Below are 21341 nucleotides of genomic sequence, written 5' to 3'. Positions count from 1 at the left end.
CATGACCGCAGAGATGATCGAGGAAAAAGCCCAGGCCGCCGCCTGGTTCCGCCAGTTGCGTGACCAGATCGTTGCGGCGTTCGAGGGGCTGGAGGACAGCCACAGCGAAGGCCCGTTTGCGGAGATGGCGCCGGGCCGGTTCGAGGTGACGCAGACCAAGCGGACTTCGGACGACGGCTCTGATGCCGGCGGCGGGCTGATGAGCGTGATGCGCGGCGGCCGGGTGTTTGAGAAGGTCGGCGTCAATATCTCAGAGGTCTACGGCACCCTGGGCGACCGCGCGCAAGCCGCCATGGCAGCGCGCAAGGGCATCCCGGGCATGAAAGACGATCCGCGGTTCTGGGCATCCGGCATTTCGCTGGTCGCCCATATGCGCAACCCGCATGTGCCGGCCGTGCACATGAACACCCGTATGTTCTGGACCCCGCATGCCTGGTGGTTCGGCGGCGGCTCGGATCTTAACCCTTGCATCGAATACGAGGAAGACACCGCGCATTTCCACGCCACCCAGAAGCAACACCTGGACCCGCACGGGCCGGACCAGTACCCGCGGCTCAAGGCCTGGGCAGATGAATATTTCTATATCCCCCACCGCAAACGCGCCCGCGGCGTCGGCGGCATCTTCATGGACGATCAGAACTCCGGCGACTGGGCCGCGGATTTCGCCCTGACCCAGGACATCGGCCGCGCCTTCCTGCCGGCCTTTGTTCCGCTGGTCGAAAAGCGCCGGGTGCAGGACTATTCTGAAGCCGACAAGGACGCCCAGCTGATCCATCGTGGCCTCTATGCGGAATACAATCTGGTTTATGACCGGGGCACCAAGTTCGGGCTGGAAACCGGCCACGATGCGAATGCGGTGCTGATGAGCCTGCCGCCGCTGGCCAAATGGGTCTGACACCGCCGCTCCTGTGACACTGCCGGCGCGCCGTTCCCAAAGCGGCGCGTTTTCCTTTGGCGGATTTTTGCTGACAACCTTTCCGGGCACGCGACTTTACGCCTGCCTGCGCTAGAGTGAGTCAGAACAGGCAAAGACAAAAGCAGTATTCAAAGGTTGAGGCAGGGAGCACATCACATGCGCAGACTGGTTCTGGGGGTATTGGCGCTGGCACTGGCAGCTGGCTGCGGCAGGGCGCCGGACAGGGAGGTGAGCGCGCCGCAGGTCACCCGGACTGAGCCAGCCAATGCACGGCTGGCAGGATTGTCCACCTATCCCCGCTTCGGCGACCGCGACCCGCACGAATGGGCGGGGCGCGCGCCCTGGTCCTACCCGGTGCATGGCATCGACGTCTCCCGCTATCAGGGCGATATCGACTGGCTCAAGGTGCGCCGCTCCGGCGTGTCCTTTGCCTATATCAAGGCGACCGAGGGAGGTGACCATACCGACGCCAAGTTCCGCGACAACTGGCGCGGGGCGGGCGCCGCAGGACTGAAGCGCGGCGCCTATCATTATTATTACTTCTGCCGCCCGGCGGCAGAGCAGGCGCGCTGGTTCATCCGCCACGTGCCGAAAGACCCGGACGCGCTGCCGCCGGTGCTGGACATGGAATGGAACCACCGCTCCCGCTCCTGCAGGACGCGGCCTGACGGCGCAACGGTGCGGGCTGAGGCGCGCAAGTTCCTGAACATCCTGGAGCGCCACTACGGCAAGCGCCCGGTGGTCTATACAACAGTGGATTTCTACCGCGACACCGGCATCGGGCAGCTCAGCGGCACCGAGTTCTGGCTGCGTTCCGTCGCGGGCCACCCGCAACAAGTCTACCCGGGCGAAAGCTGGAGCTTCTGGCAGTATTCCGGCACCGGCCAGGTGCCAGGGGTGGCGGGCGATGTGGACCTCAACACCTTCGGCGGGAGCCCGGAAAGCTGGCTCAGGTGGTCGGGGCAGATCTAGCGGAGACTGAAAAGGGGGCTTTGCCCCCTCGCGCCATCGGCGCTCACCCCCAGGATATTTTCAGCCAGATGAAGAGAGGATCCTTAATTCATCTGGCTCCAAATATCCCGGAGCGCGAGGCAGAGCCTCGCTCAGGCCTTCCAGTCAAAGAAGCCCTTGCCGGCCTTCTCCAAGAGCTTTGCCGCCATTTCCCGGCCCAGTTCCGCACCGTCTTCGACCGGGCAGGTCTGATCATCGCTGATGGATTCTGAGCCATCGGGACGCAGCACCTCGCCGCGCAGGCGCAGGGTGGAGCCATGCAACTCGGCAAGGCCCGCTATCGGAGTCTCGCAGGAGCCGTCGAGCGCCGCCAGGAAGGCGCGTTCCGCCGCCAGCCGCAAACCGGTCTCCCCGTCATGGATTGCCGCCAGCATTTCCGCCGCGCGGCCGTCATCCGCGCGCCGCTCGATGCCAATGGCGCCCTGCGCCACCGCGGGCAGCATGTCGCTGGTCTCGATCGGATTGGCAGGCACATCCGCCATCGCCAGACGGTTAAGTCCGGCCATCGCCAGGAAGGTGCAGTCCGCCACGCCCTCGGACAGCTTGCGCAGGCGGGTCTGCACATTGCCGCGGAACTCCACCACATTCAGGTCGGGGCGGCGGTTCAGCAGTTGCGCCCGGCGGCGCAGCGACGAGGTGCCGACCACCGCGCCCTCGGCCAGATCATGCAGCGATTTCAGCGCGGGAGAGATGAAGGCATCGCGCACATCTTCGCGCGGCAGATAGGTGTCCAGCGCCAGCCCCTCGGGCTGGGCCACCGGCATGTCCTTCATCGAATGCACCGCAATGTCGATGGCGCCCGACAGGAGGTCCTCTTCGATCTCCTTGGTGAACAGCCCCTTGCCGCCCAGCTCTTTCAGCGGCTTGTCCGCCGCGATCAGCGCCTGATTGTCGCCGGTGGTCTTGATCACTACGATCTCGAACGCCTCCTGCGGCAGATCAAAGGCTGCGGCAAGGCGGCTGCGGGTCTCATACGCCTGGGCCAGCGCCAGCGGCGATCCGCGGGTGCCGATTTTCAGGGGCGAAGCGGGGGTGGGCAGGGTCAGTGTCATGGAAGAAGCCATAAATCAGTTTGCGGCCCGGTGGAAACCGGTTTTTGCGCATCTCCCACGGGCATCGCGCGCGGGCTTTGACATAGGACAAGGCGCAAAAGGCCGGTGCGCGGCAGATCGCCCCTGCTCTTGACATTCGCCCCCGCAGGCGTGACCTCAGAGGGCGACCTATGTGGGCGAAAGATAGCGAGGAAAATCATGGCCGGACAAAAGAAGCTGCTGCGCGCACTGGCGGGTGAGAAACAGGATGTGCCGCCGATCTGGATGATGCGCCAGGCGGGCCGCTACCTGCCGGAATACCGCGCCACGCGGGCCGAGGCCGGGGATTTCCTGTCGCTCTGCTATAACTCTGACCTCGCCGCTGAGGTGACCTTGCAGCCGATCCGCCGTTACGGTTTTGATGCGGCCATCCTGTTTGCCGACATCCTGCTGATCCCGCAGGCGCTGGGTGCTGACCTGTGGTTCGTGACCGGCGAAGGCCCGCGGCTGTCGACCATCACCACGGACGCGGATTTCGCCAAACTGGGCCCGGCGAGCGACATTCACGAGACGCTGAACCCGATCTATGAAACCGTCCGTATCCTATCGCGTGAGCTGCCGTCCGAGACCACGCTGATCGGTTTTGCCGGTGCGCCCTGGACCGTGGCGACCTATATGATCGCAGGCCGCGGCACCCCGGACCAGGGGCCTGCTCACCGCTTGCGCGAAGAAAACACTGCCCTGTTCGAGGCGCTCTTGGCGCGGATCACAGAGGCGACCATTGATTACCTTTCCAAGCAGATCGAGGCGGGCGCCGAGGTGGTAAAGATCTTCGACAGCTGGGCCGGCTCGCTGAAAGGCGCGGACTTCGAAAAATACGCGCTGGAGCCCTGCCGCCAGATCACCGCGGCGCTGAAGCAGCGCCACCCGGGCATCCCCGTCATCGGCTTCCCGCGCGAGGCGGGTGAAAAATACGTGGGGTTCGCCAAGGCGACCGGCGTGGATTGCGTCGCGCTCGATAACTCTGTGGATCCGGAATGGGCCGCCGCCAATGTGCAGGTGGATGGCTGCGTCCAGGGCAACCTGGCCTCCCGCCACATGGTGACAGGCGGGCAGGATCTGGTGGATGAAACCCGCCGCATTGTCGAGGCGTTCAAGAATGGCCCGCATATCTTCAATCTGGGCCACGGCATCACGCCGGACGCGGACCCGGACAATGTGCAACTGATGATCGACACGGTCAGGGGCGGCTGACCTGCTGCGTGCTGCCCGGCCTTGTGCCGGGTGGCTGTTTCAGGCATCAGCGCAGAACGACGCGCCGCGAAAGAGGACATAACGGTGGATTACGGTAAATCTGGAGCACCCAAAATGGGCAAGAATAAACCTCGTCACGCCGAACATAATGCCAAGGGCACCAAGAAAAACCCCTTTGGCAAGCAGGCGGACAAGACTGAGCTGCTTAAGCGGATGAAAGCTGCCGCCGAGAAGGCCAAGAAAGAAGACTGACCCTATTTCCGGCCCAGCTCCGCCAGGATTTCCCTTGTGTGCTGGCCGCGACGCGGGATTTCCGGCGGCACCCACCCGGGCTGGCCGGAAAACCGCGGGGCAGGGGCCGCTTGCAGCACGCCCTGGTCTTCGACCCACGTGCCGCGGGCATTCATGACATGCGCCTGAGCCTCCTCCGGGTTCAGCACCGGGGCGACGCAGGCATCGCTCCCTTCGAACAGCGCCGCCCAGTGATCGCGCGGCTGACTGGCAAATATCCCGGCGAGGCGGCCGGTCAAGGCTGGCCAGAGCGCCTTGTTGAACTGCTGCTGGAACTCCGCCTCCTCCGCCAGCCCTAGCTTCTCCAGAAACAGCGCATAGAACTTCGGCTCCAGGCATTGGACCGAGACATAGCCGCCGCCGGCGCAGGCATAGGTGCGGCTCCAATGCGGCCCGTCGAGCAGGTTTGCTCCACGTGTGACGCCGAAGTTCCCGGCCTGGCGGATGCTCATCAAGAGATTCATCATATGCGCCGAGCCGTCGTAGATCGCGGTATCTACCACGCAGCCCCCGCCGCCGGACGCTGCCTTGAGGATGCCTGCCAGCATCCCCGCCACCAGATACATCGCGCCGCCGCCGATGTCGCCAACCAGCGTGGCGGGTGTCAGCGGCACGTCGCCAGGGTTGGACGCATACCACAGCGCGCCCGACAGCGAGATGTAATTCAGGTCATGCCCGGCAGCATGGGCCAGCGGGCTGTCCTGGCCCCAGCCGGTCATCCGCCCGTAAACCAGGCCTGGGTTCACCGCGTGGCACTCCGTCGGCCCCAGCCCCAGCCGTTCCATCACGCCGGGACGGAATCCTTCGATCAGCCCATGTGCGGTTTCGGCAAGTTTCAGGAAAGTTTCGGCGTCCTCAGGCGTTTTCAGATCAAGCGTGATGGACCGCTTGCCCCGGTCCAGCAGCGACTTTTCCGGCATCCCCGGTGTACGCCCGGTGTACGGCCGGTGCACGCAGATCACCTCCGCCCCGAGGTCGGCCAGTGTCATCGCGGCAAAGGGGCCGGGGCCCAGGCCCTCGACCTCCAGAATGCGGATCCCCTGCAGCATTAGCCTTCCCCTCGCGATGTCTGTGCAAAGGCCAGTCTGCTCCGGCTCAGACGCTTCCGGCAAGCTGCTGGCGGAATTTCCGTGGCGGCATTCCGGTGCCCTTGGCAAAGACGCGGCTGAAATGAGCGGGATCGTTGAAGCCCAGCTCATAGGCGATCTGAGCCGCGGTCATGTCGGTATAGATCAGCAGCCGCCGCGCCTCCCGCAGCACCCGGGCGCCGACCAGCGCCGAGGCCGGCTGGCCCGTGGCCTGATGGGCGATCCGGTTCAGATGGGTCGCTGACACCGCCAGCTCCTCCGCGTACTGCGCCAGCGGGCGGCGCAGGCGGAAGTCGCGCTCGACCAGCGCTTCAAACCGGGCAAACAGCGTGCCGGACCGCGATTGCACGCCGGCCTCCTGCCCGGCCGCGGCGGCGCGGGCGGCCAGCGCGGTGAGGCTGAGTGCCAGCCCGCGCAGCATCTGCGCCCGCCCAAACGCCTTGGCGCGGTATTCATGGAACAGCCGTTCCGCGAGGTCCTGCAACCCCTCTGGCAGCGGCAGCACGGCAGGCAGGTCGAGTGGCGCGCGGATCCCCTCACCCGGCGCCAGGTTCTGGTCCAGCAGGTCGGAAGTCAGGGTGATCACCCAGCCGCCGGTGCCATGGCCAAACCGGAAACCATGCACCACGCCGCGGGGCACATTGATCAGGCAGGGCGGGGTCAGCCTATGTCTGTTTCCGTCAAGATCCGCCGCTCCCCCGCCGCTGGTCAGCACCAGCAGCTGATGCAGCCTTGCGTGCCGGTGCGGCCGCAATGCCCAGTCATGCAACTCTGAACGGGTGCGGACCGTCTCGACATGCATCACATCGGCCAATTCGGCGGTTTCGCCGAACAGGTTGTAGCTGTCGATGCGGGCCGAGGGATGCATGTGCGAAATATACAAGAGATGGCACGGTTGGTCCATTCGCAAACAGATGCGCCCGGCGCATAATCCCATTCGCACGAATATACCGAACGATCAGGGGAACGCGCATGTCCACGCATCAGACGCAGGTTGTTATCATTGGCGGCGGGCCGTCCGGGCTGCTGCTCTCGCAGCTATTGCACCGCAAGGGGATCAGCTCCATCGTGCTGGAAAAGCACACCCGCGCCCATGTGCTGGGCCGGATCCGGGCGGGCGTGCTGGAGCATGGATTCGTCAACCTGATGCGCGAGGCGGGCTGCGGCGCGCGGATGGACCGGGAGGGCGAGATCCACGAAGGCTTCCACATCGCCCATCAGGGGCAGCTGGACCGGATCGACCTGGCGAAGCACACCGGCGGCGACACGGTGATGGTCTACGGCCAGACTGAAGTCACCCGCGATCTGTATGAAGCACGCGACGAGATGGGCGGTGTCGTGATCCACGAGGCGCAGAACGTGCAGCCCCACGCGCTGACCGAGGCGCGCCCCTTTGTGACCTGGGAGCAGGAGGGCGAGGCGCAGCGGGCCGAGTGCGACTTCATCGTCGGCGCCGATGGCTTTCACGGTGTCAGCCGCAAGTCGATCCCGGCGGATGTGCTGAAGGAGTACGAGAAAGTCTACCCGTTTGGCTGGCTTGGGGTTTTGTCGGAAACGCCTCCGGTCTCCGAGGAACTGATCTATGCCCGGCATGAGCGCGGCTTTGCCCTGTGTTCGCTGCGCAGCCGGGTGCTGAGCCGGTATTACATCCAGGTGCCTCTCACGGACCGGGTGGAGGATTGGAGCGATGCGGCGTTCTGGCAAGAGCTGAAGCGCCGGTTGCCGGATGAGGTCGCGGCTGGCCTGCAGACCGGCCCGTCGATCGAGAAATCCATCGCCCCCCTGCGCAGCTTCGTGGCGGAGCCGATGCGCTATGGAAACCTGTTCCTGGCCGGTGACGCGGCCCATATCGTGCCGCCTACCGGCGCCAAGGGTCTGAACCTGGCGGCCTCGGACATCTATTACCTCTATCACGGATTCCAGGACCACTATCTGAAAGGCGACAGCACGGGGCTGGACGCCTATTCGGAAAAGGCGCTGGCGCGGGTCTGGAAAGCGGAGCGCTTCAGCTGGTGGATGACAAACCTGCTGCACAGGGCGCCGGAGGGCAGCGAGACCGACCTGCGGCTGCAGCGCGCGGATCTGGACTACCTGTTCTCCTCGGATGCGGCGCAGGCGTCGCTGGCTGAAAATTACGTCGGGCTGCCGTACTAGGCCAAGCTTCACAGTGGTCTGACGCTGCGTCGGCCCGTCTATGCGGCGGACGCGGCCTGTGATCTCCTTTGCGCAGCGGAGGAGGAGCCCATGTCCACGGTACTGTACGAGAAGGATGGCCGGATCGCGCGGATCACGCTGAACCGGCCAGATGTGATGAATGCCATCAATGACGAGATGCCGCGGGATCTGGCCGCGGCGGTGGCACAGGCGGATGCGGACCCGCAGGTGCATGTGATGATCCTGTCCGGCGCGGGCAAGGGGTTCTGCGCGGGTTATGATCTGACCTATTACGCCGAGGGGAACGGCAGCGGCGAGGTGACTCAGCCGATGCCTTGGGACCCCATCAAGGACTACCGCTTCATGTGGGAAAATACCCAGGCGTTCATGTCCCTGTGGCGGGCGGCCAAGCCGGTGATCTGCAAGGTGCATGGCTTTGCGGTGGCGGGCGGGTCGGACATCGCGCTGTGCGCGGACCTGACGTTCATGGCGGAGGATGCGGAGATCGGCTACATGCCCGCGCGCGTCTGGGGCTGCCCGACCACGGCGATGTGGGTCTACCGGCTGGGCGCGGAGCGGGCCAAGCGGATGCTGTTCACCGGCGACCGCATCAGCGGCAGGGAGGCGGCGGAGATGGGTCTGGTGCTGAAGGCTGTGCCGGCGGAGCAGCTGGACGATGCCGTCGAGGAAATGGCGGCGCGGATGGCGGCAGTGCCCGTCAACCAGCTGGCAATGCAGAAGCTGGTGATCAACCAGGCGATCGAGCAGACCGGGCTGATGCAGACCCAGCGGCTGGCCACGGTCTTTGACGGCATCAGCCGACATTCGCCCGAGGGGCTGAACTTCAAGGCCAGAGCGGAGCAGAAGGGCTGGAAGCAAGCGGTGCAGGAGCGGGATCAGGGCACGTTCGACTGGACCGCTAATGAGTCACTTCCCAAGCGCAACCGCTGACCGGAGCAAGGCAGCGGCTCCCGCGCCTATGCCATGCATCGCAGATGCAATGCAAAGCCTTGGGTCCGGCGCCGCGCTGACGCGCGGCGTCGGGGCGTCAGGGGAACGGGTTTGCCTTGAGAGACACGGCGGCGCGAAGGTTGTGGAGGAGTGCGCGCGGCCGAGCGGCCGCAGCGCGCAAGGCGCGCTGCCCGGCCCAACGCCGCCTAAGGCCCGGCGTCAGCCGGCCGCCAGGGCGGGGGCGGGAGCGCCCCAGGCGACGGTCAGCCTTTGCCGGGTGCCGCGCGGGTTTTCCGCCAGATCCAGCAGAGCTGCACCGAAATCCGCATAGGAGATCTGCGAGATGCCATCCGCATCCGTCACCAGCGTATCGGTGCCGAACCGGTAGCGGCCGGTCTGCGGGCCTTCCGTCAGCAGCGCAGGCGGGCGGAGGCAGGTCCAATCCGTTTCGATCTCCGCCTCCAGCAGAGCGTCCTGCGCGGCGCAGGCCTCGGCAATCGGACGGACGCTTTCGGGGAGGAATCCCGGCGCGCTCAGCACTGTGAGGCCGCTGCCGTCGGCCAGCTTCAGCGTCGCGGCGCCGCCGGTCACCAGCACCGGAATGCCGGCCTGCCGGGCCGCATCAAGCGCGGCACGTGTCAGCGGCACCAGATCGGCTTCCCGCCCCGCGGGCGGCCGCAGAGCACTGATCGCCAGGCTGTGTCCCCGGGCGGCTGCTGCCGCGGCCTGCGGATCCGCCAGCAAGTCCAAGGGCTGCGGGGTGACCAGGGGGCTGAGATCCGCCAGCGCCTGCGGCTGCCGGGACACCGCTGTCACCTGATGGCCGCGCGCGACCGCTGCCCTCAGGGCGGCGCTGCCTGCATCGCCGGTTGCGCCAAAGAGGATGATTTTCATGGGTGTGTCCTTTTATTTGTCTCGACGTGAAGATAGTTCGCGATAAATCTTGACGTCAAGATTGATTTCAAGATTTCCTGCGGCTGTCCCTTTCCGCGCCCGCCCGCCGCCGCCCTCCGGGCCACTCCGGGCTTGGCAGGGCGGGGCCGGGCGGCTAGGTCTGGGGGAGCGGACGACACAGCGCCAGGGAGGCCCAGCCCATGCAGATGAGTGACCAGAAGGAAATCGCCGCCGATCCGGCAACCGTCTATGCGGCGCTGCTGACGCCTGAGGTGCTGCAAGCCTGCGTGCCTGGCGCGCAGGATGTGACCGGCACGCCCGAAGAGGGGTTCGAGGCCACCGTCACCCAGAAGGTCGGCCCGGTGAAAGCCACCTTTAAGGGGCAGGTGACCCTGTCGGACCTGGTTGAAAACGAGAAACTGACCATCAGCGGCGAGGGCAAGGGCGGGGCGGCCGGCTTTGCCAAGGGCGGCGCCATCGTGACCCTGGCGCCATCGGGCTCAGGCACGCTGCTGTCCTATGATGTCGAAGCCAAGGTCGGCGGCAAGCTGGCGCAGCTGGGCAGCCGGATCATCGACGGCTTTGCCAAAAAGATGGCGGACCAGTTCTTTGCCAACCTGCAAGCGCATCTGGCACCGGAGAGCGAGGCAGACGACGGCGGCGATGCCCCGGATGACGGCGAAAAGAAGGGCTGGTTCAGCAAGGTGACCGGCCGCGGCTGAGCCGCCCTGAACTCTGCGCAAGCGCACAGGCCAATCTGCGGCCGGATGAGCGGCACGGGGCTGGCAGATGCGGCACGCCGCCGCTAGGGTAGCCGGGATCTGAGACCATCCCGGAGGCATCATGGCGGCCATACTGTCCATCCGCGATCTGCGCAAAATGTACGATGGCGGTTTCGAAGCGCTGAAAGGCGTCTCGCTCGACATTGAAGAGGGCGAAATTCTGGCCCTGCTCGGCCCCAATGGCGCGGGCAAGACCACCCTGATTTCAACCGTTTGCGGCATCACCACTGCAACCTCTGGCAGCATCAGCGTGGGCGGTTTCGATAACGTCTCCCAGTTCCGCGCGGCCAGGGCGCTGATCGGGCTGGTGCCGCAGGAGATTACCCTGGAGCCCTTCACCAAGGTACTCGACACGGTCACATTCTCCCGCGGCCTGTTCGGCAAGCCTGCCAACGCGGAACTGATCGGGAGCATCCTGCGCAAGCTGTCGCTGTGGGAGAAGCGCGACAGCCGCATCATGGACCTGTCGGGCGGCATGAAGCGGCGGGTGCTGATCGCCAAGGCGCTGGCGCATGAGCCGCGCATCCTGTTCCTGGATGAACCCACAGCAGGGGTGGACGTCGAACTGCGCAAGGACATGTGGGAAATCGTGCGCGAGCTGAAGGCCGGCGGTGTCACCATTATTCTGACCACCCATTACATCGAGGAGGCAGAGGCCATCGCCGACCGGGTAGGTGTGATCACGGGCGGCGAGCTGCTGCTGGTCGAAGCGAAGGAGCAGCTGATGGCGCGGATGGGCCAGAAACAGCTGGAAGTGCAATTGGCCACGCCGGTCGAGGCGGTTCCGGAGGCGCTGTCGCAGCACAATTTGCAGCTGGTCAATGGCGGCAGCGGGCTGCTTTACACTTATGACACCCGGGCGGAACGGACCGGCATCACCACGCTGCTGAATGATGTGGCGCAGGCCGGTCTGGTGCTGTCGGATGTGCAGACGCGCGAATCCAGCTTGGAAGACATTTTTGTCGGCCTCGTTTCGGCGGGCGGAGATTCGAAGGGCACAGCCCAGGGAGACGCGGCATGAACTGGACTGCGGTTGCCACCATCTACAAGGCGGAAATGGCGCGGTTCTGGCGCACCTTTTTGCAAAGCTTCATCTCGCCGGTTCTGTCCACCTCGCTCTATTTCGTGGTGTTCGGCAGCGCCATCGGCAGCCGCATCCAGGAGGTCGACGGCGTCGAATACGGTGCCTTCATCGTGCCGGGACTGGTGATGCTGTCGGTGATCACACAGAGCATATCCAATGCCTCCTTCGGGATCTATTTCCCGAAATTCATCGGCAATATCTATGAAATCCTGTCAGCGCCGATCAATTTCCTTGAGGTGGTTGCAGGCTTTGCCGGGGCAGCGGCGACCAAGTCGCTCTTCATCGGCGTGGTCATTCTGTGCACCGCCTCGCTGTTTGTGGACCTCCCGATTCAGCATCCCGTTGCAATGGTCGCCTTCCTGGTGCTGACCTGCCTCAGCTTTTCGCTGATGGGGTTCATCATTGGCATCTGGGCCGGAAATTTCGAACAGCTGCAGCTGGTGCCGCTGCTGGTGGTGACGCCGCTGGTGTTCCTGGGCGGGTCTTTCTACTCGATCTCCATGCTGCCGCCGGTGTGGCAGACCATCACCCTGTTCAACCCGGTGGTCTATCTGGTGTCGGGCTTCCGCTGGGCGTTCTTCGGCCAGGCGGATGTGCCGGTGCTGCTGAGCCTTTGCGCCATTGGCGGCTTTACCCTGGCTTGCATGGCGGTGATCTGGTGGATCTTCAAGACCGGCTGGCGCATCCGGGCCTGAGTATCGGCAGGAAACCGGTCAAAAAAGCCGCATTTGCAGGCTGCCGTCCTGACCGCCGGGCGCCGCCGCCGCAGTCATCGGCACCCGTTTTCGGGGCGCAAATCAGCGTTGCATTTATGCCCGCGGAGGCGGCGGTTTTTGCGTTTCGCCGTAAAACCCCGGGGGGTGCATCTTGTTTCACCCCGGGCGGCCCTCTACATCGGCGCCATGAGAATTCACCTGCCTTTCCTGAAAAGACAGCCGCTGGTGGCGGTGGTGCGCCTCAACGGCGCCATTGGTATGCCGGGGCGCGGCTCGCTCAGCGATGCCGCTCTGGCCCCGATCCTGGAGCGGGCCTTCCGCAAGGGCAAGCCCGCCGCCGTCGCGCTGGAAATCAACTCCCCCGGCGGCTCGCCGGTGCAAAGCTCGCTGATCGGTGCCCGCATCCGCCGCCTGGCGGAAGAACTGGGCATCCCGGTCTATGCCTTCGTCGAGGATGTTGCGGCCTCGGGCGGCTACTGGCTGGCCGCCGCTGCGGATGAGATCTGGGCCGACGCGAGTTCTGTGCTGGGCTCGGTCGGGGTGATCTCCGCCGGGTTCGGCGCCCATGTGCTGCTGGCCCGTCAGGGCGTGGAGCGGCGGGTTTACACCGCGGGCGAGAGCAAATCCATGCTGGACCCGTTCCGTCCGGAAAACCCCGAGGACGTGCAGCGCCTCAAGGTGATCCTGAATGACATCCACGCCAATTTCATCGATCACGTCACCGAACGGCGCGGGGCCAAGCTGAAGAACGATGAAAATCTCTTCACCGGCGAGATCTGGCTGGCACGCAGAGCTGAAGAGCTGGGGCTGATCGACGGTATCGGCCACCTCAAACCCAAGATGCAGGAGCGTTTCGGCGAGAAGGTCCGCTTCCGCCGCTACGGCCTGAAGAAGCCTTTCTGGAGCCGGTTCGGAATGCGGCTTGCCCAGGACGCGCTGGCCGGGATCGAGGAACGTGCCGAATACGCGCGTTTCGGGCTCTGACGTGCTGTTCAAGATCGTTGCCCTCTTTCTGGTGGTGATGGCCGTGCTTGCGATGTTCGGCAAGCTGCGGTTTCCCGGCCAGAAGCACATCAATTCCAGGCGCTGCCCGTCCTGCGGCCGCTTCAAGATCGGCAAGGGGCCGTGCGCCTGTAAAAAAGGAGATCGTGGCAAATGATGCCATGGCTGTATTCGGCCCTTGGTTTGGTGATCCTGCTGCTGGCGGGCGATGCGCTGGTGCGCGGCGCGGTAAACCTCAGCCTGCGGCTGGGGGTGCCTGCGCTGATCGTGAGCCTGACCATCGTGGCCTTCGGCACCTCGGCGCCGGAGCTGCTGATTGCGATCAGCGCGGTCTACGAGGGCGCAGACGGCATTGCGATGGGCAATGTGGTCGGCTCCAACACCGCCAACATCCTGCTGGTGCTTGGCATCCCCGCGCTGTTGCGCGCCCTGCACACCAGCGAATGCAGCACCCGCAGGAACTATGTCTTCATGCTGGGCGCATCGGTGCTGTTCATCGGACTGGCTTTCAGCGGCACCTTCACGGTCTGGTCCGGCCTGATCCTGCTGACCGCACTGGCCGGGGTGCTGGGGGTAGCGTTCCGCGATGCCCGCAAACACCGCCGCAATGGCAAAGGCAATGGCTGCGCCGCGGATGCGGACTTGGAAGAGATCGAAGAGGCCGACCCAGACATGCCGTATTGGCGTGTCGGAATTTACCTGCTGCTGGGCCTGATCGGGCTGCCGCTGGGTGCCGACCTGCTGGTGGACAACGCTTCGATCATCGCGCGTCTTTACGGGATCAGCGAAACCGTGATCGGCCTGACGCTGGTGGCCGTGGGCACGTCGCTGCCGGAACTGGCCACAACCACAATGGCGGCGATGCGCCGGCAGGCGGATGTGGCGCTGGGCAACGTGATCGGCTCCAACATGTTCAACCTCCTGGCCATCATCGGCATTGCCACCTTTGTCGGCCCGATCACCGTCGATCCAGAGTTCCTGCAGTTCGACCTCTGGGTGATGCTCTCAGCCTCGCTGCTGCTGATCCCCTTTGTCTTTTTCAAGCAGGACATCACCCGGACTTGGGGTGTCATTCTCAGCGCGCTCTATCTGGCTTATATGGTGGTCCTGTTTTAACTCTAGGCCTGCAGCAGCAGGGAAGGCGCAGATGCGGGCATTGGTGACAGGAGCGGGGAAGCGGCTTGGCCGGGCGATAGCCCTGGAACTGGCCGCGCGCGGTCATGACGTCGCCGTCCACTATGCAACTTCCGCGCAGGATGCCGAGGAGACCGCCGGAGAAATCCGCGCACTGGGCCGCCAGGCGGCGGTTTTGCAAGCAGATCTCCTGGACGAGGCGCAGGCCCAGGTGCTGCTGCCCCGGGCGGCTGCAGCGCTGGGCGGGCCCGTCACCTGCCTGGTCAACAACGCCTCCATTTTTGAGCACGATACCCTCGCCACCGCCACACGGGACAGCTGGGACCGCCACATGGGCAGCAACCTGCGGGCGCCTTTCGTGCTGCTGCAGGCGATGGCGGCGCAGGACGTGCCGCTGGAGACAGACGCCCGGGGCGAGCCCTGTGCTTGGGGGCTGGCGGTTAACATGATCGACCAGCGGGTGCGCAAGCTGACACCGGAGTTCATGAGCTACACGCTGGCGAAATCGGCGCTGTGGACCCTGACCCGCACCGCGGCCCAGGCGCTGGCGCCGAGGATCCGCGTCAACGGCATCGGTCCGGGGCCGACCCTGCAGGGGCCGCGCCAAAGCGCGGAGCAGTTTACCCGCCAGCGCCAGGCCACGATTCTGCAGCGCGGCGCCGACCCGCAGGACATCACCGCGGCCTTGTCCTATCTGCTGCAGGCCGAGGCGGTGACCGGCCAGATGATTTGCGTGGACGGCGGCCAGCACCTGGCCTGGCAGACCCCCGACAGCGACGGGCTGGAGTGACGCAAGGCGGGCTAAAACCCTCCTCTCAGACGCAAGTTTTGCACCGGTGCGCATGCCGTGGCGGAAGCGTTACAAAAGTGTCTTTCTTTTCAGAACCTTGACAGGCTGCCTAAAAAATAATCCGTAAAATCAGTGCGTTAACAATGCGCCTAAATTTTAGGCATCCGTCCGAAACCAGCCGTAAATAAGGAAAAACGCGGGATAGCCCAAAGATATCTCCGTAGTTATCCACAACTTCCGTGGATTTTACCGCTCTTGATCCGGACAGGCAAACATTGCAGCCAGAGGCGGGGAATCATATGTCTGAGCACATGAACGACCAGCCTGCTGAAACATCCCCGGATTCGCCCGCCACAAAGCCCAGAACCGGCTACGCCGTGATCCAGGATTACGTGAAGACGTTGGACGCGTCACCCGGGGTTTACCGGATGCTGGATGCCGACAGCCGGGTGCTTTACGTGGGCAAGGCGCGCAATCTCAAGGCGCGGGTGTCGAATTACACCCGCCCCGGCAACAGCCCCCGGATCGAGCGGATGATCGCGCTCACCGCCTCGATGATGTTCCTGACCACTCGGACAGAGACCGAGGCACTGCTGCTGGAACAGAACCTGATCAAGCAGCTGAAGCCCAAATACAACGTTCTGCTGCGCGACGACAAAAGCTTCCCGAATATTCTGGTGGCCAAGGATCACGCCTTTCCGCAGATCAAGAAGCACCGCGGCGCCCGTAAGCAGAAGGGCAGCTATTTCGGACCCTTCGCCAGCGCCGGCGCGGTGAACCGGACATTGAACCAGCTGCAAAAGGCGTTCCTGTTGCGCAATTGCTCGGATTCCATGTTCGAGACCCGCACCAGGCCGTGCCTGCAGTACCAGATCAAACGCTGCTCCGCGCCTTGCACCGGGCTGATTTCTGAAGCGGACTATGCCGCCAGCGTGCGCGACGCCGAGCGCTTTCTGTCCGGCCGTTCCACCAAAGTTCAGGAAGAACTGGCAGAGCAGATGATGGCCGCCTCCGAGGCGATGGAGTTCGAGCGCGCCGCCGCCCTGCGCGACCGGATCAAGGCGCTGACACAAGTGCAGTCCTCGCAGGGCATCAACCCGCGCGGGGTGGCAGAGGCAGATGTGATCGGCCTCCACTTGGAGCGCGGCCAGGCTTGCGTGCAGGTGTTCTTCATCCGCGCCAACCAGAACTGGGGCAACCAGGATTTCTATCCGCGGGTGGACGCCGACAACAGCCCGGCAGAGATCATGGAGGCCTTCCTCGGCCAGTTCTATACCAACAAGGAGCCGCCGCGGCAGCTGATCCTGTCCGACGCCATCGAAAACGCTGACCTGATGGAGCAGGCGCTGAGCGAGTCGGCAGACCGCAAGGTTGAACTGCTGGTGCCGCAGCGCGGCGAAAAGACCGAACTGGTGGCCTTTGCCGTGCGCAACGCCCGCGAAAGCCTGGCCCGCCGGATGGCCGAAAGCGCCACCCAGGCCAAGCTCCTGCGCGGGCTGGCAGAGGCTTTTGGCCTAGAAGGCCCGCCGCAGAGGATCGAGGTTTACGACAACTCCCATATCCAGGGCACCAATGCCGTGGGCGGCATGATCGTGATGGGGCCGGAGGGTTTCCTGAAAAACGCCTACCGCAAATTTAATATCAGGGGCGATGACCTGGTTCCGGGCGACGACTTCGGCATGATGAAGGAGGTGCTGAACCGCCGTTTCTCGCGCCTGCTGAAAGAAGACCCGGACCGGGACAAGGGGCTGTGGCCCGATCTGCTGCTGATCGACGGCGGCGCAGGCCAGGTGTCAGCCGTGGCAGAGATCATGGAGGAGCACGGCGTGCAGGACATCCCGATGGTGGGGGTGGCGAAAGGGGTCGACCGCGATCACGGCAAGGAGGAGTTCTACCGCCCCGGCGCGCCTGTCTTTGCCCTGCAGCGCAACGATCCGGTGCTTTATTTCATCCAGCGGATGCGGGACGAAGCGCACCGGTTTGCGATCGGCACCCACCGGGCCAAGCGCGCCAAGGCGGTGAGCGCCACGCCGCTGGATGAAGTGCCCGGCGTGGGGGCCTCGCGCAAGCGGGCTTTGCTGGCCCATTTCGGCAGCGCCAAGGCGGTAAGCCGCGCAAATCTGTCCGACCTCAAAGCGGTGGAGGGCATCTCCGAGGCGCTGGCGGAGCGCATTTACGACCACTTCCACAGCAGCGGTTGAAATAAGCCCTTGAAAACCGGACCACTCCCTTGTTCATCTGGCCGGAAATATCCCCGCCGGAGGCATCCGCCCCCAGGGGGCGGTTTTTTGTCTGCCATCTGCTTTCCACACGCCAGTCAGCCGGATAATGTGCCCGCATGAAATGGACCCTGCCAAATATCCTCACCCTGCTGCGGCTTGTCGCTGCGCCCGGCCTTGCGGTGATGTTCCTTTACTTCTCGCGGCCCTATGCGGACTGGTTTGCGCTGCTTTTGTTCATCACCGCCGCGGTGACCGACTGGTTTGACGGCTATCTGGCCCGGGCCTGGAAGCAGGAAACCAAGATTGGCGCGATGCTGGATCCGATTGCCGACAAGGCGATGGTGGTGATCGCGCTGATGATCCTGGTGGGCTACTCGGCTGAACACTGGACCCCCTGGCTGGTGCTGCCCGCGACCGTGATCCTGTTCCGCGAGGTGTTTGTCTCCGGCCTGCGTGAATACCTTGGCGACACCGCCGGCACGCTCAAGGTCACCAAACTGGCCAAGTGGAAGACCACCGCCCAGATGCTCGCCATTGCCACGCTGTTCTCGCAGGGCATCTTTGAGCATTACCTGGTGATGTCCTCCTTTGGCATGGATGATCAGATCTACAGCCAGGTCATTGCAGGCGAGCTGGAGGACCTGTTCGGACTGCGCTGGAAAGAGGCCGGGGTGTTCTGGACCGGCCGCATCGGCCTGTGGCTGCTGTGGATCGCCGCGGCGCTGACCGCGATCACCGGGCTGGATTACCTTCGCAAGGCGATGCCGCATCTGAAGGAGGCGCATTGATGGACGTTCTGTACTTTGCCTGGGTGCGCGAGCGTATCGGCCTGCCGCGCGAGCAGGTGGAGACCTCTGCCGCCACAGTGGCAGATCTGGTCGAGGAACTGCGCGCGCGGGAAGAGCGCTACGCTGCCGCCTTTGCGGACCTCTCTGCCTTGCGGGTGGCGCTGGACCAGGAACTGTCGGAGTTCGACGCCTCCTTGGACGGCGTGCGCGAGGTGGCCTTTTTCCCGCCGATGACCGGGGGCTGAAGCGATGCGGATTTCCGTCCAGGAGGCTCCGTTTGAGCTGGGCGCCGAGAGCGACGCCTTTGCCGCGGGCGTTGCGGGCGCCGGCGCGGTGGTGACCTTCACCGGCGTTGTCCGGGACGCCGATCAGGGCGGGCTTACCGCGATGGAGATCGAGCATTACCCCGGCATGACCGAAAAGGCTCTGACCGCCATCGCGGAAGAGGCGATGAAGCGCTGGTCTCTGGCCGATGCGCTGGTGATCCACCGCCACGGCCGCCTGACCCCTGGCGAGCGGATCATGATGGTGGCCACCGCCGCCCGCCACCGCAAGGATGCCTTTGAGGCAGCGGAGTACCTGATGGACTACCTGAAATCGCGTGCGCCCTTCTGGAAGAAGGAAATCCTGGCCGGCGGCGGCTCTGACTGGGTGGCTGCCAAGGACGCCGACGAAGACGCACTGAAACGCTGGTGATCCTCGCACGACGGGCAGGGGCTCACGCCAGTTGTTCGATCATTACAGATGATTTTCATCTGTTGGGCCCGGCGCCGCCCTGACGCGCCAGCTTTCAAATGCAATCGAATTAGGCCTAATGGGGCAGACCTGCCCGTTCAGGCCTTCTCAGCATAATGAAAACGCCGCGCGTCAGCGCGGCGCCGGGCCCAAGGCTGTTCAGGATGTGCTGGCGCAGCCAGCTCGGCCTGCAGGCGCGGGAGCGCGCCGTTTGGCCCTTCAGTGCGGGATCTGGCTGCGCAGCTCTTCAGCCTCGCGGCGGGCCTCGCGCAGGCCGTCCATCGCCGCGCGCAATTCAGCTTCGGTCTGGGTCAGCTGGTTGGTCAGCTCCGCCTCGCGCTGCTGCAGATAGGTGATCGCCTGGTCACGGGTCTCCTCTGCCTCATGCAGCTCCTGGCTCATCCGGTCGAGGTCGGCCACGTCGCTCTGGCGCACCCGGGTAAAGCGGTGCACCAGCCAGTTGGCGAACCAGCCGATGGCAAAGGCCGCAAACAGGATGATCGCGGTGGTGATGATGAACTCGGTTCTGTTCATTACTCTGTGGTCTCCTGTGCGTCTTCTGCGCCTTCGCCGGCCTCTTCGCTGCCGTCCTCTTCGCTGGCTGTCTCGTCACCGGTGCTGCCTTCTGCGCTCCCGGCCTGTGCCGCGGGGCGGATCAGCTTGAATTCAATGCGGCGGTTGGCCTCGCGGCCTTCCTCGGTATCATTGCCCGCAATCGGGGTGCTCTCGCCATAGCCCTTGGCGGCAAAGGTCGAGGTCACAACCCGGCGTGCCCGCAGCTCGTTCAGCACCGACTGCGCCCGCGCCTGGCTCAGGTTCTGGTTCATCGCCTCGCGGCCCTGGCTGTCGGTGTGGCCCTGGATCTCCAGCCGCACCGGGCCGCAGCGGCCCAGAATTTCCGCAATCCGGTCCATTGTTCCGGCGCTGTCCGCGGCGATGGTGGCAGAGCCCGGCTCGAATGTGATCTTGCCGTCGCTCTGGGCGCTGGCGAGCTGCGCCTCGCACAGTTCCGGTGGCAGCGGCTTGTCCTTCGGCTCTGGCGGCTTCTCATAGGTTATGTCGAGGCCATAGGTTTCGGCCTCGCCCAGCTTGGCCGACAGGAAGCGCGCGATCTCCGCCGGAGCGTTCTTGCGGTGGCTCATGCCGCGCAGTTCCACGTTCCCAGGCGTCACCGTGACCGCGCCGCGCTGCAGGTAGGAGAGCGCTTCCAGCCCCGCCAGCACCCGCACCGGCCAGTCGGCGGGCAGGTTGGCGGCCACCCGCGCCGCCGTATGCACATTGCCGGAGCCGAACCGCGCCTTGGCGTAGCTGTCGGCAACCTTGCGCAAGGCGGCATCGGACAGACGGCCGCGAAGCTGCACCTGCCCCTCGGGGCTGAGGGTGGCGGTGAACTCCGGCACGCCGCCGGCATCCTGCGCCTCTGGCACCGGCAGCACCGCGTGCAGGGCAAAGACTCGGGGCAGGGCGCCTTCCAGCTCGCCCACCACGTGATCAAAGCGCGCCTCCGGCGTGCCCTCGGCGGCCACCAGCGTGATATCCGCATTGGCGATGGTGACGGAGCCGCCGCCCAGTTCGGCAAGGCCCGCGATGCTCAGTTCTGCCGCCCGGGCCCAGTTGGGCGAGGGCACGCCCATCCCGATCACGCAATCCGCATCCCCCTGCAGCCCGGCCTTTCGGGCGGCGGCCAGAATGCGGTCGCGGCTTTCCTCGCTTTCGGCAGAGCAGGCGTCGAACTCCGCGCCGTTTTCTTCCAGCAGGAAGCGCAGGGTGAACGGCGTGATCACCGGCCGCGGTGCGGCGATGTCCAGCGCCAGCCGCAGTCCCGGCGGCGCGGTGCGGCCCAGCCGTTCTTCCAGCTGCGCCTTGGCCTCCTCGCTGCCGGAAATGGCAGTCACCGAGACCTCTCCCGCCGCAACGGAAATCTTGGCGCGCGGCAGCAGTTTCAGCGCCTCCACAGCAAAATCCATCGCCTCCGGCCAGCCCTCGGGAATGCCGTATTTTGCGGTTTCCAGGAAGTCGGCCACATGTTCCGGCCCGGCCAGGCTCTCCAGCTGCTCGACCAGCGCGGCGCGGCCGGAGCCTGCGGGGATCAGTCCGATAATGGAAATGCCGCCGTCATTGCGCAGGATTTCCGCCGAGAACCGCGGCGGCGCCAGGCCATCGGCAGGCGGAACCTCCATCCCGTCCACGATCCGGGCCGCGTCGACAACCGTGCCCACCAGTGATTTGACCGAAAACCGCGTGGCCTCATCCGGGGCGGTGCCTTCCAGCAGCACCTGCAGCCCGTCCGCCGTCACCTCAGCCCAGGTATAGCCGCCGCCGTCCAGCGCTTCGCGCACACCGCGCTCGGTGCTTTCCTCCACGGCAGTGACGGCAAAACCGGCGGCAACAAGGCTCAGCCCGGCTGCGGCGGCAAAGGCCAGGCCCGGGATCATCAGCATAGACAAGCGCATATGGCGGCACATTCCCAGTTTGCGTTACAGGCTCTTACCGCGCAC

Annotated in this window: 23 protein-coding genes; 17 read left to right on the top strand and 6 right to left on the bottom strand. The window is 64.9% G+C overall.

Annotation, left to right across the window (positions count from 1 at the left end):
* The first annotated feature begins 1 nt into the window (after position 1).
* Positions 2-895 carry an oxygen-dependent coproporphyrinogen oxidase gene (gene hemF / locus DAEP_RS0110835; protein WP_027244661.1) on the top strand — a complete coding sequence of 298 codons (894 nt, stop codon included), beginning with the start codon at positions 2-4 and terminating at the stop codon, positions 893-895.
* A gap of 177 nt (positions 896-1072) precedes the next feature.
* The gene (locus DAEP_RS0110830; protein ID WP_027244660.1) at positions 1073-1888 is read left to right on the top strand and encodes a glycoside hydrolase family 25 protein; all 816 of its coding nucleotides are present in this window, start codon (positions 1073-1075) and stop codon (positions 1886-1888) included.
* A gap of 131 nt (positions 1889-2019) precedes the next feature.
* Here the strand turns inward: DAEP_RS0110830 and hemC are convergent, their stop codons facing one another.
* Positions 2020-2979: a hydroxymethylbilane synthase gene (gene hemC, locus DAEP_RS0110825; protein WP_027244659.1), complete on the bottom strand. Its 960-nt coding sequence runs from the start codon at positions 2977-2979 to the stop codon at positions 2020-2022.
* A gap of 198 nt (positions 2980-3177) precedes the next feature.
* Here hemC and hemE point away from each other — a divergent pair, with 198 nt between their 5' ends.
* Complete coding sequence (gene hemE, locus DAEP_RS0110820; RefSeq protein ID WP_027244658.1) at positions 3178-4212, top strand: uroporphyrinogen decarboxylase; 1035 nt, start codon at positions 3178-3180, stop codon at positions 4210-4212.
* A gap of 84 nt (positions 4213-4296) precedes the next feature.
* Positions 4297-4464: a hypothetical protein gene (locus tag DAEP_RS24250; protein ID WP_027244657.1), complete on the top strand. Its 168-nt coding sequence runs from the start codon at positions 4297-4299 to the stop codon at positions 4462-4464.
* Between the two features lie 2 nt (positions 4465-4466).
* Here DAEP_RS24250 and DAEP_RS0110810 read toward each other — a convergent pair whose 3' ends face one another.
* Together DAEP_RS0110810 and DAEP_RS0110805 are read right to left on the bottom strand one after the other, a co-directional pair.
* Positions 4467-5552 (bottom strand): CaiB/BaiF CoA transferase family protein, encoded by a 1086-nt coding sequence (locus DAEP_RS0110810; protein ID WP_027244656.1) that lies wholly within the window; start codon positions 5550-5552, stop codon positions 4467-4469.
* Positions 5553-5598: 46 nt separating this feature from the next.
* Complete coding sequence (locus DAEP_RS0110805) at positions 5599-6459, bottom strand: helix-turn-helix domain-containing protein (RefSeq protein WP_036761101.1); 861 nt, start codon at positions 6457-6459, stop codon at positions 5599-5601.
* Positions 6460-6563: 104 nt separating this feature from the next.
* Between DAEP_RS0110805 and pobA the strand changes: the two genes are divergently transcribed.
* Both pobA and DAEP_RS0110795 read left to right on the top strand, forming a co-directional pair.
* The gene (pobA, locus tag DAEP_RS0110800) at positions 6564-7745 is read left to right on the top strand and encodes a 4-hydroxybenzoate 3-monooxygenase (protein ID WP_027244654.1); all 1182 of its coding nucleotides are present in this window, start codon (positions 6564-6566) and stop codon (positions 7743-7745) included.
* Positions 7746-7835: 90 nt separating this feature from the next.
* Positions 7836-8696 (top strand): crotonase/enoyl-CoA hydratase family protein, encoded by an 861-nt coding sequence (locus tag DAEP_RS0110795; protein ID WP_027244653.1) that lies wholly within the window; start codon positions 7836-7838, stop codon positions 8694-8696.
* A 219-nt stretch (positions 8697-8915) separates the two neighbouring features.
* Here the strand turns inward: DAEP_RS0110795 and DAEP_RS0110790 are convergent, their stop codons facing one another.
* Positions 8916-9590: an NAD(P)-dependent oxidoreductase gene (locus tag DAEP_RS0110790; RefSeq protein WP_027244652.1), complete on the bottom strand. Its 675-nt coding sequence runs from the start codon at positions 9588-9590 to the stop codon at positions 8916-8918.
* Positions 9591-9790: 200 nt separating this feature from the next.
* On the opposite strand from DAEP_RS0110790, the gene DAEP_RS0110785 reads away from it, so the two are divergent.
* The 11 genes from DAEP_RS0110785 to DAEP_RS0110735 all read left to right on the top strand — a co-directional run bounded on the left by DAEP_RS0110785 (position 9791) and on the right by DAEP_RS0110735 (position 18804).
* Positions 9791-10312: an SRPBCC family protein gene (locus tag DAEP_RS0110785; RefSeq protein WP_027244651.1), complete on the top strand. Its 522-nt coding sequence runs from the start codon at positions 9791-9793 to the stop codon at positions 10310-10312.
* A gap of 121 nt (positions 10313-10433) precedes the next feature.
* Complete coding sequence (locus DAEP_RS0110780; protein WP_008555720.1) at positions 10434-11393, top strand: ABC transporter ATP-binding protein; 960 nt, start codon at positions 10434-10436, stop codon at positions 11391-11393.
* A complete protein-coding gene (locus DAEP_RS0110775; RefSeq protein ID WP_027244650.1) occupies positions 11390-12151 on the top strand; it encodes an ABC transporter permease in 762 nt (253 codons plus the stop codon). The genes DAEP_RS0110780 and DAEP_RS0110775 overlap by 4 nt, the downstream gene beginning before the upstream one ends.
* 207 nt (positions 12152-12358) lie before the next feature.
* Positions 12359-13156: a S49 family peptidase gene (locus DAEP_RS0110770; protein ID WP_027244649.1), complete on the top strand. Its 798-nt coding sequence runs from the start codon at positions 12359-12361 to the stop codon at positions 13154-13156.
* 1 nt (position 13157) lies between these two features.
* Positions 13158-13331 (top strand): hypothetical protein, encoded by a 174-nt coding sequence (locus DAEP_RS24245; protein ID WP_008553295.1) that lies wholly within the window; start codon positions 13158-13160, stop codon positions 13329-13331.
* Positions 13328-14290: a calcium/sodium antiporter gene (locus DAEP_RS0110760; RefSeq protein WP_008553386.1), complete on the top strand. Its 963-nt coding sequence runs from the start codon at positions 13328-13330 to the stop codon at positions 14288-14290. Before DAEP_RS24245 ends, DAEP_RS0110760 begins: the two co-directional genes overlap by 4 nt.
* Entirely contained in the window at positions 14271-15098 is an 828-nt protein-coding gene (locus DAEP_RS0110755) for an SDR family oxidoreductase (protein ID WP_281171967.1), read from the top strand. The genes DAEP_RS0110760 and DAEP_RS0110755 overlap by 20 nt, the downstream gene beginning before the upstream one ends.
* 299 nt (positions 15099-15397) lie before the next feature.
* Complete coding sequence (gene uvrC, locus DAEP_RS0110750; RefSeq protein WP_027244647.1) at positions 15398-17299, top strand: excinuclease ABC subunit UvrC; 1902 nt, start codon at positions 15398-15400, stop codon at positions 17297-17299.
* A 137-nt stretch (positions 17300-17436) separates the two neighbouring features.
* Entirely contained in the window at positions 17437-18108 is a 672-nt protein-coding gene (gene pgsA, locus DAEP_RS0110745) for a CDP-diacylglycerol--glycerol-3-phosphate 3-phosphatidyltransferase (protein ID WP_008554844.1), read from the top strand.
* Positions 18108-18353, top strand: a complete 246-nt coding sequence (moaD, locus tag DAEP_RS0110740) for a molybdopterin converting factor subunit 1 (RefSeq protein ID WP_008553532.1) — start codon at positions 18108-18110, stop codon at positions 18351-18353. The genes pgsA and moaD overlap by 1 nt, the downstream gene beginning before the upstream one ends.
* Positions 18354-18357: 4 nt before the next feature.
* Complete coding sequence (locus tag DAEP_RS0110735; RefSeq protein WP_027244646.1) at positions 18358-18804, top strand: molybdenum cofactor biosynthesis protein MoaE; 447 nt, start codon at positions 18358-18360, stop codon at positions 18802-18804.
* Between the two features lie 258 nt (positions 18805-19062).
* On the opposite strand, the gene DAEP_RS0110730 is transcribed toward DAEP_RS0110735, so the two are convergent.
* Positions 19063-19377, bottom strand: coding sequence for a hypothetical protein (locus DAEP_RS0110730; protein ID WP_008556394.1), 315 nt, complete (start codon positions 19375-19377; stop codon positions 19063-19065).
* Positions 19377-21296, bottom strand: coding sequence for an OmpA family protein (locus DAEP_RS0110725; RefSeq protein WP_027244645.1), 1920 nt, complete (start codon positions 21294-21296; stop codon positions 19377-19379). The genes DAEP_RS0110730 and DAEP_RS0110725 overlap by 1 nt, the downstream gene beginning before the upstream one ends.
* Positions 21297-21341 lie beyond the last annotated feature (45 nt).

The organism is Leisingera daeponensis DSM 23529 (assembly GCF_000473145.1).
In the GTDB taxonomy this organism is placed as follows: domain Bacteria; phylum Pseudomonadota; class Alphaproteobacteria; order Rhodobacterales; family Rhodobacteraceae; genus Leisingera; species Leisingera daeponensis.
Note: the sequence above shows the minus strand (reverse complement) of the source record. Positions and strands in the feature narration are given on the sequence as shown.

Excerpts from the sequence above, each read along its gene's own strand:
- hemF (WP_027244661.1), top strand. The coding sequence starts at position 2 with ATGACCGCAGAGATGATCGAGGAAAAAGCCCAGGCCGCCGCCTGGTTC.
- DAEP_RS0110830 (WP_027244660.1), top strand. The coding sequence starts at position 1,073 with ATGCGCAGACTGGTTCTGGGGGTATTGGCGCTGGCACTGGCAGCTGGC.
- hemC (WP_027244659.1), bottom strand. The coding sequence starts at position 2,979 with ATGACACTGACCCTGCCCACCCCCGCTTCGCCCCTGAAAATCGGCACC.
- hemE (WP_027244658.1), top strand. The coding sequence starts at position 3,178 with ATGGCCGGACAAAAGAAGCTGCTGCGCGCACTGGCGGGTGAGAAACAG.
- DAEP_RS0110810 (WP_027244656.1), bottom strand. The coding sequence starts at position 5,552 with ATGCTGCAGGGGATCCGCATTCTGGAGGTCGAGGGCCTGGGCCCCGGC.
- DAEP_RS0110805 (WP_036761101.1), bottom strand. The coding sequence starts at position 6,459 with ATGCATCCCTCGGCCCGCATCGACAGCTACAACCTGTTCGGCGAAACC.
- pobA (WP_027244654.1), top strand. The coding sequence starts at position 6,564 with ATGTCCACGCATCAGACGCAGGTTGTTATCATTGGCGGCGGGCCGTCC.
- DAEP_RS0110795 (WP_027244653.1), top strand. The coding sequence starts at position 7,836 with ATGTCCACGGTACTGTACGAGAAGGATGGCCGGATCGCGCGGATCACG.
- DAEP_RS0110790 (WP_027244652.1), bottom strand. The coding sequence starts at position 9,590 with ATGAAAATCATCCTCTTTGGCGCAACCGGCGATGCAGGCAGCGCCGCC.
- DAEP_RS0110785 (WP_027244651.1), top strand. The coding sequence starts at position 9,791 with ATGCAGATGAGTGACCAGAAGGAAATCGCCGCCGATCCGGCAACCGTC.
- DAEP_RS0110780 (WP_008555720.1), top strand. The coding sequence starts at position 10,434 with ATGGCGGCCATACTGTCCATCCGCGATCTGCGCAAAATGTACGATGGC.
- DAEP_RS0110775 (WP_027244650.1), top strand. The coding sequence starts at position 11,390 with ATGAACTGGACTGCGGTTGCCACCATCTACAAGGCGGAAATGGCGCGG.
- DAEP_RS0110770 (WP_027244649.1), top strand. The coding sequence starts at position 12,359 with ATGAGAATTCACCTGCCTTTCCTGAAAAGACAGCCGCTGGTGGCGGTG.
- DAEP_RS0110760 (WP_008553386.1), top strand. The coding sequence starts at position 13,328 with ATGATGCCATGGCTGTATTCGGCCCTTGGTTTGGTGATCCTGCTGCTG.
- uvrC (WP_027244647.1), top strand. The coding sequence starts at position 15,398 with ATGTCTGAGCACATGAACGACCAGCCTGCTGAAACATCCCCGGATTCG.
- pgsA (WP_008554844.1), top strand. The coding sequence starts at position 17,437 with ATGAAATGGACCCTGCCAAATATCCTCACCCTGCTGCGGCTTGTCGCT.
- moaD (WP_008553532.1), top strand. The coding sequence starts at position 18,108 with ATGGACGTTCTGTACTTTGCCTGGGTGCGCGAGCGTATCGGCCTGCCG.
- DAEP_RS0110735 (WP_027244646.1), top strand. The coding sequence starts at position 18,358 with ATGCGGATTTCCGTCCAGGAGGCTCCGTTTGAGCTGGGCGCCGAGAGC.
- DAEP_RS0110730 (WP_008556394.1), bottom strand. The coding sequence starts at position 19,377 with ATGAACAGAACCGAGTTCATCATCACCACCGCGATCATCCTGTTTGCG.
- DAEP_RS0110725 (WP_027244645.1), bottom strand. The coding sequence starts at position 21,296 with ATGCGCTTGTCTATGCTGATGATCCCGGGCCTGGCCTTTGCCGCCGCA.